Source organism: Methylobacterium sp. SD274 (assembly GCF_017355285.1).
Taxonomy (GTDB): Bacteria; Pseudomonadota; Alphaproteobacteria; order Rhizobiales; family Beijerinckiaceae; genus Methylobacterium.
Window position 1 is genome coordinate 300,260 of record NZ_JADIJP010000002.1, and the last position, 15,689, is coordinate 315,948.

Sequence of the window (15,689 nt, forward strand, 5' to 3'; positions counted from 1 at the left end):
GCCATGCGTCATTCCATGCTTGCCACTGCTGCCCTGCTGACGCTCTTCGGAGTTTCGGCGGTTCAGGCCCAGACCACGATCATCGAGCGCGAGGCGCCCGAGCGCGTCATCGTCGAGCGGCCGGAATCTGAGTCCCGTACCGTGGAGACGCGCGAGACCCGTGACGGCTGCCGCGTGAAGTCGGTCACCCGCGAGAACGAAGTCGGTGACCGCAAGACCGTCACCCGCGAGAACTGCGACTAAGCCCTTCCCGCTCCCTCCCCGATACCGGGGAGGGGCAACGGCCTACAGAGGCTTCTCGTAGCGCCAGGCTTCCATGCTGTCCTCGTAGTACTCTTCGAGGACAGCGAAGCGCACGTAGCCGTGGCGCTCGTAGAGTCGGATGCCGGCACCGTTATCGGCTCTTACTTCGAGTCGCAGCTTCGTGCATCCATGCGCTCGTGCGTCGTCTTCCGCGGCATCGAGCATGATGCCGCCAAGGCCCTGACCCGCGCGTCCGGGAGACACCGCGATGGAGGAGAGCCTGCAACTGCGGCTTCCCTTGCGGCGCTCCAGCGTGGCCGCCGCCACCAGGATCGAGCGGTCTTCGGCATCCAGAGCGACCAGCAGCGACATCGACGGAGAGCCGATGGCATGGCGGATCGCCCGCCGTTCCGCCCGGTCTCCCGAAAACGCCGCGTGTTCCAGGGCGACCAGGGCGTCGAGGTCGCCCAATGTCGCCGGACGGATGGTGACCGGAGCGACCGTCTGCCGTTTGTGGGCTTGGGCGCTCACGCTGTGGTCCAGGGATAGACCCAAGTTTCCGACAATGCCCGACCGCTGACGCGCAGGAAGGCGCGGAGATCGGTGGATTGGTCCGCCGCGTCGAGGGTGATGTCGATTGCTGCCCGCAATCCTCCGATATGCGGGTTCGGAGTGAGCGAAGTGGCGGTGATCCGTCCCTGTGAAGCGCCGGCTACCACCTCCACCTTACTCGGGTCCGAGAGATAATAGGGCAGCTCGCCGCCGGCGAAATCGATGAGGAAGCGGCGGCTCAGCGTCCCTTTCGCCTCCTCCCCCTTGGCGGCACCGCTGGGGCTTGTGGCGGCCAGGAAGGTATTGGCCACATATCCGCCCGGATGTAGTCTGGTGTTCGAACTCCTGGCGCGCACGCGGTACGACATGCGGACCGGTTCGCCAGCCGGATAAGGCTGCTTCGGACGCCAATAGGCGACGATGTTATCGTTGACCTCGGTATCGGTCGGCAGTTCGATCAAGGTCACGGCGCCCTCGCCCCAGTCACCCTCGGGTTCGACGAAGTAGCTCGGCCTCCGACCATAGGAGGCTTCGAGGTCTTGGTAGGATTCGAAGGCGCGGTCCCGCTGCATCAGTCCGAACCCCTTCGGATCGCGATCGACGAAGGACGAGATGCGTCGTGCCTTCGGATTGTCCAGGGGGCGCCAGAGCCATTCGCCCGATCCGGCCGCGATCTGAAGACCATCGGAATCGTGGAGCTCGGGCCGGTAATCGTCGGAATGGTGCCGGTCGTTCTCGCCGATGAAGAACATCGAGGTGAGCGGTGCGACGCCCACCGATGGGAGCGCGGCCCGCGGGAAAAGCGTCGAGCGAACGGCGACGCTGGTCTCGTCGCCCGGCTTTACCGTGAAGGTGAAGGCACCCGTCACCGAGGGGCTATCGAGAAGGGCATGAATCAGCAGCGAATCGGCGTTGGTCTCCGGCATCGTCACCCAGAATTCGCGGAAGACCGGGAATTCCTCCGGAGCGCCCTCCCCCTCGACGTTGAGCGCGAGCCCACGGGCGGATAGGCCATACAGCTGATCGCGTCCAAGGAAGCGGTAATAGCTGGCGCCGAGAAACACGATGAGTTCGTCGAGCAGGTTCGGCTTGTTGAGGTAGCTGTGGAAGCGGAGACCGGCGAAGCCGAGATCGACCGGCAGCGGCTTGTCGAGCTTCGTCCGTCCCATGTCGAACAGGCTCGACTGATAGGCGATCGGCGTCGCGATGCCGCGACGCACGAGGTTCACCGTGACGGGCCGGTTATAGAGGAAGCCGACATGGAAGAGCTGCAGCCGGAACGGACTGTTCTCTCCGCCGAGAAAGGCCTTGTCGGGCTTGAAACGGATGTCACGCCAGGCGTCGTAATCGAGCTTTGCGATGGGAGCCGGAAGGGGCGGTACCCGCGCATCGTAGGCGACCTTGGCGAGCTCTTCGGCGCGACGCTCCACCTCCTCGAAATCGAAGGGCTTGGGTGCACGCCCCTCCTGCGCCGTCGACGCTGTGCCGGCGACGGACAGGGCGGCGATACCGGTGAGAAGCGCGCGGCGGGTGGGCTCGGTCATGGTCCTGCGGCTCTGGTCGGTGGTGAGGGACGATCGGGCTTCCCCGCACGGTCCCATCCAGCCCACCTCACCCCGAGGTGCCCATCTGAGCGGGCCTCGTAGGAGCCTCCCAGAGGTCGCAATGCGTGATGGAGCCCTGCCTCGAGGCCTCCGCTACGCTCTGGCACCTCGGGATGAGGCGGTGGATCGGACTGGTTCGATCAGCATGAAAACCGCCTGCTCAATGACCCGTTCGTGACGCCTTGGAAAGGGCCTACCGACCCGGGTGCGCTTTTTGGGTCACATTGAGGCGGTAAGGTCGGGTTTCGGGTGAGAGAAAACCGGTTTTTCCTTGTCGCGGAGACGCATCGAACGTATATGCGCCTTGCCCAATTTCGCACGTGCCTGTGGCCGCGTGTCGGTTGGTGGGCATCCGGCCAACTGCCGGACAGCCGCCAGGGGTCTTAAAGGATCGATGGTCGACAGGGTGGATTCCCTCCGGCCGGCATCCAGGTGGCAACACCGGACCCCGACAACAACCGGCAGCCGGAGGCGAAACCGGCGAACCCCGCTCTCCACGGGGGACGCAGCTTAAAGCAACGACGAACGGGCTTTTTTGGTCTCGTCGGCCCTCCAAAGGCCGGCACCGAAGAGGCTTGTTTCTCTTTGCCCGGCGTGCGGTGGGGATCTCCCTTCCAATCCACGGCAGCTTCCGGGTGCTGATGCGCCCGCGGTCGACGACGTGTCTCCAAAGCACGTCGCGTATCGCGTCGCGTCGCCCCCAGACGCCGGACGGCTCATGGCCGTCCAGATTTCGATAGCGCGCCCCACGAACGGGCGCTCGCGAACCTGTGGGTTGGAACGACCATGACCGATCGTATCCGCGATTTTCTTCGCGCTCGCCGTGACATGGGCCAGGACGAAGGCCCGGTGATGGTGCTCGACCTCGATGTCGTGCGCGACAACTTCACCGCCTTCGCCCGCGCGCTGCCCGATACCCGCGTCTTCTATGCCGTGAAGGCGAATCCGGCGCCGGAAGTCTTGCGTCTGCTTGCCGAGATGGGCTCCTGCTTCGACACGGCCTCCGTGGTCGAGGTGGAGATGGCTCTGGCCAGCGGTGCCACCGCCGACCGGATCTCATTCGGCAACACCATCAAGAAAGAGCGCTGCATCACCCGTGCGCTCAAGCTCGGCGTTCGCCTGTTCGCCGTCGATTGTCAGGTCGAGGTCGAGAAGATCGCCCGTGCTGCCGAGGCCGCCGAGGTCGAACTCGGCTCGGTGCAGGTGTTCTGCCGCATTCTCTGCGACGGTGCCGGCGCCGAATGGCCCCTGTCACGCAAGTTCGGCTGCGTGCCGGAGATGGCCGTCGATGTTCTGGAGCATGCCTGCCGCCAGGGTCTGCATGCTTACGGCGTGTCGTTCCATGTGGGTTCGCAGCAGGGCAACACCGAAGCCTGGGACGGGGCGCTCGCTTCGGCCTCCACGATCTTCCGTGAATGCGCCGACCGGGGCATCACCCTGTCCATGGTCAATCTCGGCGGCGGCTTCCCCGCCAAGTACCTGAAGGCGGTGCCTGGCGTGGAATCCTACGGCGATGCGATCTTCCGCGCCCTCACCAAGCATTTCGGCAACCAGCTGCCGGAGACGATCATCGAGCCCGGTCGCGGCATGGTCGGCAATGCCGGCATGATCGAAGCCGAGGTGATCCTGGTCTCGAAGAAGTCCGATGCCGAGGACGAGATCCGCTGGGTCTATCTCGATATCGGAAAGTTCGGCGGCCTGGCCGAAACCATGGACGAGTCGATCCGTTACGCGATCCGGACGGAGCATGACGAGGACCGCATGGCCCCCTGCGTGCTCGCGGGACCGACCTGTGATTCAGCCGACGTCCTCTACGAGAAGGTGCCCTACCCGCTCCCCGTCTCGCTTTCCATCGGCGACAAGGTGCTGATCGAAGGGGCCGGAGCGTACACCACCACCTACGCGGCGGTGGCGTTCAACGGCTTCCCCCCCCTTCAGCAATACGTCATCTGACCGCCATATAATCGGAGCTCGGGCGGCTTAACCGCCGCCCGGCAGCGGGCGAGGACGGTTCCATCGCATGTGACTGGTGCGGGATCCGCGCCGTCACGTCAGATGGGTTGACCAGCCAGGACTGGGAAAGGGCACGGCCTTGATCGAGATTCGTGACGAACGGCCGACCGATGTTTCGGCTCGGGAGCAATTGCTCGATACTTGCTTCGGCCCGGCGCGATTCCTCAAGACGTCCGAGCGGCTGCGCGAGGGGCGCCTTCCCGCTCACGGATTGTCACTGACCGCGGAACTGAATGGCCGGATCGTCGGCGCCGTCCGTCTCTGGCATGTGGAAGCGGGACGTGGACGGCCTGCCTTGCTTCTGGGGCCACTCGCGGTCGATCCCTCGCTCCAGGGCCATGGCCTCGGCAGCACCTTGATGTGGGCCTCGATCGGTAAGGCACGCGCCCTCGGTCACGGCGCCATCGTCCTCGTCGGCGATGCGCCGTATTACGCCCGCTTCGGTTTTTCCGGTGATCTCATGAGTGGGTTGTCCATGCCGGGCCCGTTCGAAAGGACGCGGTTGCTCGGTGTCAACCTGCGCAGGGGCGCGCTCGACGGCGCGACCGGCATCCTCTCCGCTTCAGGCATCCTGGATGAGGCTGCCTGTCCGGAGGAATTGGATTCACGACGACAGGCGGCGTGAGCGCTAGACGGCGGTCGTGGTCTTCGCCTGCTCGCAGCGGCGGCGGAAGGCTGCATCGTGCTGGCGGCGAACGGCACGGATCAGAGCCGCCGCGAGGGTGATGACGCCAGGATCGCGATCGATCGGCTCTTCGGCCGGCGCGGGGGTATTGGCGATAAACAAGGATAACATCGGAACTCCGTGATTTGGCGTTCTGGCGTTTCCCGTCCCGTAGGTGTGTCGATGTCGTGTTTGTTGCATTGCAATATCGGCGTGTCGCGGATCATTCGCAACGGTGCCCAACGGGAAGGCGACCCGCGTCTGAATCATGCGTCGACGTAACTTCATGTTAATGATCTTCCCTCGTGGACCACTCGTGGTCCACGAGGCTGAAGCCGGCGATGCGGTTGACCGCACGCCCTCAACCGGCCACTAGCCCGTCGCCTGACCGTCATTTCCGCCGACTAAGGACGTGCCTCGCTCGTGAGTTCGAGCGGGGCCGAGAAGAAGGATTGCCCGCATGACCGAAGCCGCCACCTCCTGGCCCGTCCACGGCCGCATCAGCGGTCCCATCGTGATGATCGGCTTCGGCTCGATCGGCCGCGGGACCCTTCCGCTCATCGAGCGTCATTTCGAGTACGACAAGGCGCGCTTCACCGTCGTCGAGCCCTCCGATGCGCATAAGGCCCTGGCCGATCAACATGGCCTCCGCTTCGAGCAGGTGGCGCTGACCAAGGACAATTACCGCGAGATCCTCACGCCCCTCCTCACCGAGGGCGGCGGCCAGGGCTTCTGCGTGAACGTGTCCGTGGACACCTATTCCCGCGCCATCATGGAATTGTGCCGTGAACTCGGCGCCTTCTACATCGACACCGTCGCCGAGCCCTGGCCCGGCTTCTATTTCGACAAGTCCAAGGGCCAGGGCGACCGCACCAACTACGCCCTGCGCCAGGACATTCTCGACGCGCGCGCCGCGAACCCCGGTGGCACCACCGCCGTCTCGTGCTGTGGCGCCAATCCAGGCATGGTTTCCTGGTTCGTGAAGCAGGGGCTCCTCAACGTCGCGTCCGATCTCGGCCTGACCACGCCCGAGCCGAAGACCCGTGACCAGTGGGCCGCCCTCATGCGCGAGGTCGGCGTCAAGGGCATTCATATCGCCGAGCGCGACACCCAGCGCGCCAAGGGCCCGAAGCCCATGGGCGTCTTCGTCAACACCTGGTCGGTGGAAGGCTTCGTTTCCGAGGGCAACCAGCCGGCCGAACTCGGCTGGGGAACCCACGAGACCTGGCGCCCGGACAATGCCCGTGATCAGGAGAAAGGCTCGCGCTGCGCGATCTACCTTCTCCAGCCCGGTGCCGACACCCGCGTGCGGTCGTGGACGCCGACGGCCCAGAGCCAGTTCGGCTTCCTCGTGACGCATAACGAGGCGGTTTCGATCTCCGACTATTACACCGTGCTGGAGGGCGAGCGCGCTGCCTACCGCCCGACCTGTCACTACGCTTACCACCCCTGCAACGACGCGGTGCTCTCGCTCCACGAGATGTTCGGCAAGGCTGCCGAAGTGCAGGAGAAGCACCACATCCTCGACGAGAACGAGATCGTCGATGGAATCGATGAACTCGGCGTGCTCCTCTACGGCCACGAAAAGAACGCCTATTGGTTCGGTTCGCAGCTCTCCATCGAGGAGACTCGTCGGATCGCGCCTTACCAGAACGCTACCGGCCTTCAGGTCACCTCGGCGGTGCTCGCGGGCATGGTCTGGGCGCTTGAGAACCCCGAAGCCGGCATCGTCGAGGCCGACGAGATGGACTTCCGTCGCTGCCTCGAAGTCCAGATGCCGTATCTCGGTCCCGTCGTCGGCGTGTACACCGACTGGACCCCGCTGAGCGGGCGCCCCGGTCTGTTCCCCGAGAACATCGACGAGAGCGACCCCTGGCAGTTCCGGAACGTCCTCGTTCAGAGCTGAATGGACGAACGGAGCGCGGGATCGTACTCCCCGCGCTCCGTGCCCTCTGCTTGGCGCCAAGGGTCAGGCCATGATGGGCGAGGACCAACGCCACGTCTTTTCCCGGGCCGCGCTGTGGAGCCCGGGATCCCGCCCGAGCACGACTGCATAGCGGCTTCCTCTGCACGGATGTTGCAGGGTTTCGGCGGGATGCTACCATCCCGTATCCGATCGGGAGCCCCCGCCATGGCCGTCGCCGCGCGCCGCGATACCCGCATGACCGTCGCCGAGTTCCGCCTCTGGGCCGAGCCCCGGCCCGACGAGGAACGCTGGGAACTGATCGACGGCATAGCCCTGCTGATGTCGCCGCCTTCCGCGCGCCACCAGCGCATCGTTTCCAACCTGATCCGACGCCTCGACGAGCTCGCGGAACGCCGGGGCCGCAACGCGCTTCCCGGCCTCGGCGTGCTCAGCGCGGCGATGGACGATGTCGCGCCGATCCCCGACATCGTCGTGACCTGCGGCCCACTGGGTCAGGATGGACATACTAGCGACCCTTTTCTGGTGGCCGAGGTTCTGTCCCCGAGCACGATGAGTCTCGATCGTGGCCGCAAGACCGATTTCTACCGCTCTGTGCCGTGCCTGCGGGCATTCCTCATCGTTTCGCAGGACGAGGTCAGGGTCGAGGCCTGGCGCCGGACCGAGGCGGGGAGCCGGACGGTCGAGGCCCTGTACCGTGACGACAGCCTCGACCTTCCCGAACTCGGTGGCGCCGTGCCGGTGGGCGCCCTCTATACCGGACTGCCTCTCTGAGCCTCCCATCGCCCTCGCCGCGTCAGGTCCCGCCCTTGCCCCACTTTGAAGATTTCTACGCCGACAAGCTGCGCGGTTCTCTAGGAGTCACCGATGCGGAATCCGTTCTCGACCTGCGTGGGACGAACCGTCCGACGGCCGAAGCATCCTTGAACGACATGCTGGAGCGCAGCCGCTTCGGCAAAGGCAAAACTGTGGCAATCCGCTTCGATCCCCCGCCGGAAGGCGGCGGAGAGACCCTGTTCCAGCCCGTCGGCAGGCTGTTGCTGGACGCGAAGCGCAAGGGCATCGTCGATCGACTTCAGACGCTTCCGGCCGGCGATGGCCTCGGCTTCTACGTCGCGCTCGCCGGCAAAGCGACACGCGCCGGCGACTAGGAGGCTCCGGTCTCGCGCCGGCAAAGAAATGACGGCCATGCCGGAGCGGTCCGAGCCCGAACGGCGTTGGAGGGAACGCGGTCCGTCCGCTCGTCTCCGCCACAGGTCATCGTGAAAGTCTCCTCGTGAAGCGAATGGGCCGCAATACGATCGAGCGTCTCGCCCGCATGGGGTTCGGTGCGAGAGGCATCGTCTATTGCATCGTCGGCGGGCTGGCGCTTCTAGCCGCTCTGGGCCAGGGCGGTCGGGCGGGCGATAGCGAGAGTGCGATCCGGTGGGTCTTCCTCGGACCGTTCGGGGCCATCCTCGTCGGGCTCATAGCGTTGGGACTGTTTTGTTTCGCCGCCTGGAGGTTCGTCGAATCCGTCACCGACGCCGACCGCCACGGCACCTCGGCGAAGGGGCTCGTCGTTCGGCTGGCGCATTTCGGCAGCGGCATCGTGGCTGTCGGCCTCGGCATCACGGCGGCCAGTCTCGCCCTCGGCCTCGGCAGACGCGCCAGCGGCGGCGGAGGATTGCAGGATTGGACCGCGTGGCTGCTGGCCAAGCCATTCGGCCCATGGCTGGTCGGCCTCATCGGCCTTGGCATCATCGGCGGAGGAATCGCCTTCCTGGTGAAGGCCGGGAAGGGCGATGTCACCGACCGGCTCTCTCTCGACGAGGCCCATTGCCGATGGGTCAAGCCGTTGGGTCAGTTCGGATACGCTGCGCGTGGGGTCGCGTTCGTGATCATCGGCGGCTTCGTGCTGGTCGCCGCGTGGTACCAAGCCTCCTCGGAGGTGAAGGGTTTGGCAGGCGCTTTCTCCGCCTTGCGAGCTCAGCCCTACGGTTCCGTCCTTCTTGGCATCGTCGCCGCCGGGCATCTCGCCTTTGGCGTGTATGGCCTGATCCAAGCCTGGTACCGCCACATCGACGCACCGGATCTCGACGAAACCGACGATGCCGTCCTGCGTGCCGTGCGCAATCTGAACTGATGTGTAGCCCCGTGGTTCGTGGGGTGCGTTGACAGAGGGGCGTTCCGTCGCCGATACCGCGCCCGGCCCGGAGCCCATGCAGCAGCGCATCTACAAGACAGCGGTGATGGTGGTCCACGATTGCGTGGCGACCGTCCTAGCCGTGACACTCACCTTCGTTTTCCGCTTCAACGGTGAGTTGCTCGCCGAACGCCTCGACGCGCTTCCACTTCTGCTGCCGCCCTTCGTGGCTTTCGCCGCGCTGGTCTACGGTCGGTTCAAGCTCTACCGGACAAAGTGGCGCTTCGCCTCGCTCCCCGACCTCGCCGGAATCGTCAAGGCGGCGAGCGTCCTCGCCCTCACGCTCCTCGTCGTCGACTACGTGCTCGTTTCGGCGGACATGTATGGATTCTACTTTTTCGGAAAGATCGCCATTGCCCTGTACTGGGTGCTGCAGATCTTCCTGTTGGGGGGCACCCGGCTCGCCTTCCGCTATCTGAAATACACGCGTTCGCGGCAGAGCCAAGCTCGTAGCGCCACGACCCCGACGCTGCTGCTCGGGCGTGGCAGGGATATCGAACTCCTGCTTCGCGCCATCGAAGCGGGCTCGGTGCGGCGCCTGTCCCCCAAGGGCATCCTTGCGCCACGCGCAAACGAGACCGGCCAGATCATGCGCGGCGTCCCCATCCTGGGGGCCTTCTCCGACCTTGAGCGAGTCGTCGCTAACCTAGCCAGTGAGGGTACCCCGGTACGCCGCCTCGTCGCCGTTCCAAATGCCCTGACACCGGAGGCGGAGCCCGACGACCTGATCGCCCGCGCCCGTCGACTCGGCCTTCCGCTGTCGCGGGTCACCAGTCTCGGCGAGGGCATGCGCGATGCCGAACTGGCGCCCCTGGAGATCGAGGATCTCCTCTTGCGACCCACTGTCTCCATCGACCGGCCGCGCCTCGAGCGTTTCCTTAATGGGACGCGCGTCATCGTCACGGGTGGTGGGGGTTCCATCGGCTCCGAGATCGTCGCCCGGGCCGTGGCCTTCGGCGCAGCATCCGTCCTTGTCGTGGAGAATTCAGAGCCTGCCCTGCATGGCATCCTGAGCCAGCCAGCCATCGCAGCGGCCGATGTCACCGGTGCACTCTGCGATATTCGCGACCGTGAACGTCTGCACGAGGTCTTCGCCGGTTTCCGACCGGATTACGTGTTCCACGCCGCAGCCCTGAAGCAGGTGCCGTATCTGGAGCGGGACTGGTCGGAGGGCATCAAGACCAACGTCCTGGGTTCCATCAACGTCGCGGATGCGACGGTAGCGGCTCGTGCGCGCGCCATGGTGATGATTTCCACCGACAAGGCGATCGAGCCCGTCTCCCAACTCGGCGTCACCAAGCGCTTCGCCGAGATGGTGGCCCAGGCGCTCGATGCCGAGCAAGCGACCGCGTCGCAGGGCAAGCCGACTCGTCTGATCGCGGTGCGGTTCGGCAACGTGCTCGGCTCGGTCGGTTCGGTGGTGCCGGTGTTCAAGGCGCAGATCGCCCGAGGCGGCCCGGTCACGGTCACCGATTCGGAAATGGTGCGCTACTTCATGACCGTGCGCGAGGCCGCCGACCTCGTTCTGACCGCAGCCTCGCATGGCGACCGCGAGGGACGCTGCCTGTCTCTGACCGCCCCCGAATCCGACCAGCGGGCTGCAGTCTACGTTTTGAAGATGGGTCAGCCCGTGCGCATTCTCGATCTCGCCGAGCGGATGATCCGGCTCGCTGGTTTCGAGCCCGGCGAAGACATCGAGGTGGTCTTCACCGGCTCGCGGCCGGGGGAGCGTTTGAACGAGATCCTGTTCGCCCGCGAGGAGCCGCGTGTCGCCCTCGACGGGATCGACGGTGTCATGGCGGCCAAGCCCGTCTTCGCCGACCGTACCGTGCTGGAGGGTTGGATCGCCGCGCTGAAACAGGCGGTCGCCACACATGACAGGGCCGCCGCCGATCTGGTGTTCGAAACCGCTATTCCGGATTACCGCAACCGGCCGAAAGCGGTTCCCGTGTCACAACCTGCGCCGATGACCATCCCCGCCTAGGCTGCACCCTCCGTGCGGGCCAGGGCTGTAAGCCCCTGGGATGAGGTCAATTGCGGGGACCAACCCAACGCAGACAGCCCCTTGGAGTGCACCACGAGGTCGCCCGAAAGGCGCTCGAAGATCTCCCGCCGACCCGTCATCCGGCAGGCGAGGCCGAACAGGCTCGGCGGACAGTGTACAAGACCGGCGCGGCGGTCGAGGCCGGCGCGTAAGGCCGCGATCATGCCGGGCAAGGTCAAGGCGTCCGGCTCTGCCGCCACCAGCGCCCGGCCAAGCGGTCCTTCGTGACGAAGCACCGTGACGATGGCTGCCGAGAGGTTCTCCACCGAGATCAGGGACCGACGCCCCGTCAGGCTCGCGAGTGGGAGGGGATAGGGCGTTCGCGCGAGCCGCAGGAGCGCGGCCATGTTGCCTTTCACCCCAGCGCCATAGACGAGGACAGGGCGCAGGGCGACCCAGTCGATCCCGATCTCGGCCAAGGCTTCCTCAGCGGCGAGTTTCGAGCGGCCATAGGCGTCGGTGGGATTTGGATGATCGACTTCGGTGACGGTTCCGGCCGCGCTGATGCCGGTCTGTGCCCTGATCGAGGAGAGGAAGACGAAGCGGCCGATACGCGCCTTGGCCGCGGCTTCAGCGAGACGTCGGGTCGCGTCGATGTTCGAGGATCGGTAATCGTCCTCCGGCGTGCCGGACATGGCATGGGCGAGGCCGGCGGAATGGACGATGGCGTCGACGCCAGAAAGTGCCGCCGCCATGTTCATGGGCCGGCTCAAATCGCCCACCACGGCGCCGCTGGCGCCGGGCGGCAACTCGACTGGGCGTCGCAGCAGCACCCGGACCCGGTAACCCTGATCCGAGAGCGAGCGCAGGAGGTGACGGCCGATGAAGCCGGTGGCACCGGTGAGCGCGATGACGTTTCCGCTCAAGCGGCGGTTCCTTCTCGCAAGGTCGAGAACCGACGCAGCGTCGCGGCGACCAGAGCCGCGCCTGCAGCAAGGGCCGCGACCGTGACAAGCCGGGACGGCCAAAACAAGGTGGCGCCCGCCAGGACCGCTAGCATTGTATTGAGGACGAAGACCCGCCCGACCACCTCCGTCACCGTGAAGCCGTTCGAGGTGGCGCGCTGGTAGTAATGGCTGCGATGCGCCTTCCAGACCGGCTCGCCCTTGGCCGCACGGCGCAGCAGCGTCAGCGTGGAATCGGCGATGTAGTAGAGCGGAAGAAGGATGGCTGCCGCCAGACCGTGCTGCAGGCCGAGGCGGTAGAGCAGCCACGCCACCAGAAGGCCGATCGGCAGGGAGCCGACATCCCCCAGGAAAAGGCGGGCCACCGGGCGATTGAAGGGTGCAAAGCCGATCAGCGCACCGAGAAGGGACGCGGCCACGAGGGTCGGCAGCGGCGGTAATTCCCCGCCGAGTCCGGCGAGCATCAGCGCGGCCGAGACCGGCACCATGGCCGAGACCGTCATCCAGTCGAGCCCGTCCATGAAGTTCGTCAGATTCACGAACCATACGCCGGCCAGGACGGCGAGCGCGCGCTCAGCAATGAGCGGAATCTCGGGTAGGAGCCGTCCCTCCACCGACAGGACGAGGCCGGTCACCGCAAGAGTCTGAAGACCGAGTCTCAACGTGGCCGGCAGTGGCCTGATATCGTCGACAGCACCCACGATGGCGAGGAGCAGCGTCGCATGAGCGAGGACCAGCGCCTCCATCGTCGCTGGCATAGGCTGCATCAGGGATGCCAGGAGCCCACCGGTCGCCAGGATGGCGAGGACGATCGCGATACCGGCCCCTTGGGGGGTCGGCACGCTGTGGCTCGACCGCGCGTTTGGCCGGGCGAGCGCATAGCGTTGAAGGATCGGTTTGAGCAGCACGATCAGGACCGCGCTGAGGCAGGCGGCCAGCGGTATGGCGACGAGCGGCGCGAAAGGCATTGTCGTGTGAGGGTCCGCTGATGTCGCGAGGTCGTGCGGAGTGCCTACCCGTTTTTGCCGCTGGCGGGGAGAGTGCACCTTTCGGAGAGGCCGCCTCTCCGAGCCGGTTGCATAGGCACCTTCCCCCGAAAGGGAGGAAGGTACGTGGTAGCGTCAGAACACCTTTTCGCCGCCCTCCCTGACGGAGGATCCGCCGATTCCGGCCGCGGCATCCGCCTTCTCTGCGGCGCGCTTGTCGAGGGCGCGGCCCACCACCTTGGCGATGCCGATCATGATCGTATCGAGGATGTAGTCCTTCGGCGTGTAGACCGCCGTGACGCCCATGTTCTTGAGGACGAGTTCGTCGTCCGGCGAGATGATCCCGCCGACGACGAGGGGGACGTGGTCGAGGCCCGCCTCTCGCATCTTCGCCTTTACGTCGCGCACCAGGGGTACGTGACTGCCGGACAGGATCGACAGTCCGACCACGTGGGCGCCGGTCTCCTTGGCTTTCGCCACGATCTCGGCCGGGGTCTGGCGGATGCCGTCATAGGTCACGTCGAATCCGACGTCGCGGGCGCGGAGCGCGATCTGCTCGGCGCCATTCGAATGGCCGTCGAGACCGGGCTTGCCGACGACGAGCTTGGGCGTCTCGCCCAGGCGCTCCCCGAGATCGGCGATGAGGAGCTTGGCGTCCTCGGCCGCACCCGAGGAGATCGTCTCGAGGCTGACGCCGGTGGGGGCTCGGTATTCACCGAAGACCTGGCGCAGGCGCGTGCCCCATTCGCCGGTGGTGACGCCGGCCTTCGCCGCCGCGATCGAGACCGGCATGATGTTGGCGCCCGAGCGCGCGGCAGCCTCGAGCTCGTCGAGGGCTTTCTCCACGGCCTTGCCGTCACGCTTGGCCCGCCAGTCGCGGATGCGCTGCTCGGCTTCCATCTCCACCGTCTCGGAGACCGTGAAGATGGCACCCTCCCCGGCAGTGAGCGGCGAGGGCTCACCGGCCTGGAACTTGTTGACGCCGACGACGACCTGATCGCCCGCCTCGATGGCCGAGATGCGCTTGGCGTTGGATTCCACGAGAGCGCGCTTGAGGGCGCCGGTCTCGACCGCAGCCACGGCGCCGCCGATGCCGCCGATCTCTTCGAGGGCCTTGCGGGTCTCCTCCTTCAGAGCTTCGACCTTGGCGTCGATGACCTTCGAACCGTCGAAGATGTCCTCGTACTCGAGGAGGTCGGTCTCGAAGGCGAGGATCTGCTGCATCCGCATGGACCATTGCTGGTCCCAGGGGCGCGGCAGGCCCAGAGCCTCGTTCCAGGCCGGCAACTGCACCGCACGGGCGCGGGCGCGTTTCGACAGGGTGACGGCCAGCATCTCGATCAGGATGCGGTGGACGTTGTTCTCGGGCTGCTGTTCCGTCAGTCCGAGGCTGTTGACCTGAACGCCATAGCGAAAAATGCGCTTCTTCGGGTCGGTGATGCCGTAGCGCTCCTGGGCGATCTCGTCCCAGAGTTCGGAGAACGCCCGCATCTTGCAGATCTCGGTGACGAACCGCATGCCGGCATTCACGAAGAAGGAAATGCGGCTGAACACGTCGGCGAAGCTCGCCTCGTCGAAATCCGGGTCGTCGCGCACCGTGTCGAGCACCGCGATGGCGATGGCCAGCGCGTAGGAGAGCTCCTGCACCGGCGTCGCCCCGGCCTCCTGCAGGTGGTAGGAACACACGTTCATCGGGTTCCACTTCGGCACTTCCTTGGTCGTGAACAGGATCACGTCCTTGGTCAGGCGAAGGGATGGGGCCGGCGGGAACACGTAGGTGCCGCGCGACAGGTATTCCTTGATGATGTCGTTCTGCGTCGTGCCCTGGAGGCCGCTGAGCGGAGCGCCCTGCTCCTCGGCGACCGCGAGGTAGAGCGACAACAGCCACGGTGCCGTGGCGTTGATCGTCATCGAGGTGTTCATCTGCTGCAGCGGAATCTGATCGAACAGCGTCCGCATGTCGCCGAGATGAGCGATCGAGACGCCGACCTTGCCGACCTCGCCGCGTGCCAATTCGTGGTCGGGATCGTAGCCGGTCTGCGTCGGCAGATCGAAGGCCACCGACAGTCCGGTCTGCCCCTTTGCCAGATTGCCCCGATAGAGTTCGTTCGATTCCTTGGCGTTGGAATGGCCGGCATACGTCCGGATGATCCATGGCTTGTCGCGCTTGACCTCGGCGACGGTCGCACTCGCGCTCATTCCACTGACTCCACTCGATTCCAAGGCTGCGCGATCTCACGCTTATTGTGCGGCACCCTAACCAAGCCTCGGCCATACGTCATCTGGCCGATGGTCCAACTTGGCGGTCGACGGCCCAGAATGCTTCGAAAAATTCTAGACGACAGGATCAAGCGAATTGAAGAGCGCTTTGTCCGGCAACTGAGGTGAGATTCCTGTAAATCCTTGACCTCGATGCGGAATATCGAAAACGAGCCGTTCTGCATCAAAGACTTTATTATGAATACATCAATAGGCGGCGGGTCAGCGCACGCACTCGAGGACGCAGCACCCGATCCTGGCCTTTTAGGGGGCCTTGGAGCAGTCCAGGTTCGTGGATATAGGGTCGCAC

14 protein-coding genes are annotated in these 15,689 nt (G+C 65.5%); 8 read left to right on the forward strand and 6 right to left on the reverse strand.

The window, feature by feature from the left end:
- Positions 1 to 3: 3 nt before the first annotated feature.
- The gene (locus IPV08_RS03220) at positions 4 to 243 is read left to right on the forward strand and encodes a hypothetical protein (protein ID WP_207410726.1); all 240 of its coding nucleotides are present in this window, start codon (positions 4 to 6) and stop codon (positions 241 to 243) included.
- Positions 244 to 285: 42 nt separating this feature from the next.
- Here the strand turns inward: IPV08_RS03220 and IPV08_RS03225 are convergent, their stop codons facing one another.
- Together IPV08_RS03225 and IPV08_RS03230 are read right to left on the reverse strand one after the other, a co-directional pair.
- A complete protein-coding gene (locus tag IPV08_RS03225; RefSeq protein ID WP_056430005.1) occupies positions 286 to 774 on the reverse strand; it encodes an N-acetyltransferase in 489 nt (162 codons plus the stop codon).
- Complete coding sequence (locus tag IPV08_RS03230) at positions 771 to 2,339, reverse strand: glucan biosynthesis protein G (RefSeq protein ID WP_207410727.1); 1,569 nt, start codon at positions 2,337 to 2,339, stop codon at positions 771 to 773. Before IPV08_RS03230 ends, IPV08_RS03225 begins: the two co-directional genes overlap by 4 nt.
- 846 nt (positions 2,340 to 3,185) lie before the next feature.
- Here IPV08_RS03230 and IPV08_RS03235 point away from each other — a divergent pair.
- Complete coding sequence (locus tag IPV08_RS03235) at positions 3,186 to 4,352, forward strand: type III PLP-dependent enzyme (protein WP_207410728.1); 1,167 nt, start codon at positions 3,186 to 3,188, stop codon at positions 4,350 to 4,352.
- Positions 4,353 to 4,491: 139 nt separating this feature from the next.
- On the forward strand, positions 4,492 to 5,037 hold the full coding sequence (locus IPV08_RS03240) for an N-acetyltransferase (RefSeq protein ID WP_207410729.1): 546 nt from the start codon (positions 4,492 to 4,494) through the stop codon (positions 5,035 to 5,037).
- 3 nt (positions 5,038 to 5,040) lie between these two features.
- Here the strand turns inward: IPV08_RS03240 and IPV08_RS03245 are convergent, their stop codons facing one another.
- The gene (locus IPV08_RS03245) at positions 5,041 to 5,208 is read right to left on the reverse strand and encodes a hypothetical protein (protein WP_207410730.1); all 168 of its coding nucleotides are present in this window, start codon (positions 5,206 to 5,208) and stop codon (positions 5,041 to 5,043) included.
- A gap of 328 nt (positions 5,209 to 5,536) precedes the next feature.
- Here IPV08_RS03245 and IPV08_RS03250 point away from each other — a divergent pair, with 328 nt between their 5' ends.
- From IPV08_RS03250 to IPV08_RS03270, 5 genes are all read left to right on the forward strand, one after another.
- Entirely contained in the window at positions 5,537 to 6,982 is a 1,446-nt protein-coding gene (locus IPV08_RS03250) for a saccharopine dehydrogenase NADP-binding domain-containing protein (protein WP_207410731.1), read from the forward strand.
- A 225-nt stretch (positions 6,983 to 7,207) separates the two neighbouring features.
- Positions 7,208 to 7,774 carry a Uma2 family endonuclease gene (locus IPV08_RS03255; protein ID WP_207410732.1) on the forward strand — a complete coding sequence of 189 codons (567 nt, stop codon included), beginning with the start codon at positions 7,208 to 7,210 and terminating at the stop codon, positions 7,772 to 7,774.
- A gap of 35 nt (positions 7,775 to 7,809) precedes the next feature.
- A complete protein-coding gene (locus IPV08_RS03260) occupies positions 7,810 to 8,151 on the forward strand; it encodes a hypothetical protein (protein ID WP_056429987.1) in 342 nt (113 codons plus the stop codon).
- A 134-nt stretch (positions 8,152 to 8,285) separates the two neighbouring features.
- Positions 8,286 to 9,125 (forward strand): DUF1206 domain-containing protein, encoded by an 840-nt coding sequence (locus IPV08_RS03265; RefSeq protein WP_056429984.1) that lies wholly within the window; start codon positions 8,286 to 8,288, stop codon positions 9,123 to 9,125.
- 76 nt (positions 9,126 to 9,201) lie between these two features.
- Positions 9,202 to 11,169, forward strand: a complete 1,968-nt coding sequence (locus IPV08_RS03270; protein ID WP_207410733.1) for an SDR family NAD(P)-dependent oxidoreductase — start codon at positions 9,202 to 9,204, stop codon at positions 11,167 to 11,169.
- Here the strand turns inward: IPV08_RS03270 and IPV08_RS03275 are convergent.
- The 3 genes from IPV08_RS03275 to IPV08_RS03285 form a co-directional block, all read right to left on the reverse strand.
- Positions 11,166 to 12,095, reverse strand: a complete 930-nt coding sequence (locus tag IPV08_RS03275; RefSeq protein WP_207410734.1) for an NAD-dependent epimerase/dehydratase family protein — start codon at positions 12,093 to 12,095, stop codon at positions 11,166 to 11,168. The two genes, IPV08_RS03270 and IPV08_RS03275, sit on opposite strands and share 4 nt — an antisense overlap.
- A complete protein-coding gene (locus IPV08_RS03280) occupies positions 12,092 to 13,102 on the reverse strand; it encodes a glycosyltransferase family 4 protein (RefSeq protein WP_207410735.1) in 1,011 nt (336 codons plus the stop codon). The genes IPV08_RS03275 and IPV08_RS03280 overlap by 4 nt, the downstream gene beginning before the upstream one ends.
- A gap of 153 nt (positions 13,103 to 13,255) precedes the next feature.
- Positions 13,256 to 15,319: a protein meaA gene (locus IPV08_RS03285; RefSeq protein WP_056429971.1), complete on the reverse strand. Its 2,064-nt coding sequence runs from the start codon at positions 15,317 to 15,319 to the stop codon at positions 13,256 to 13,258.
- Positions 15,320 to 15,689: the final 370 nt, after the last annotated feature.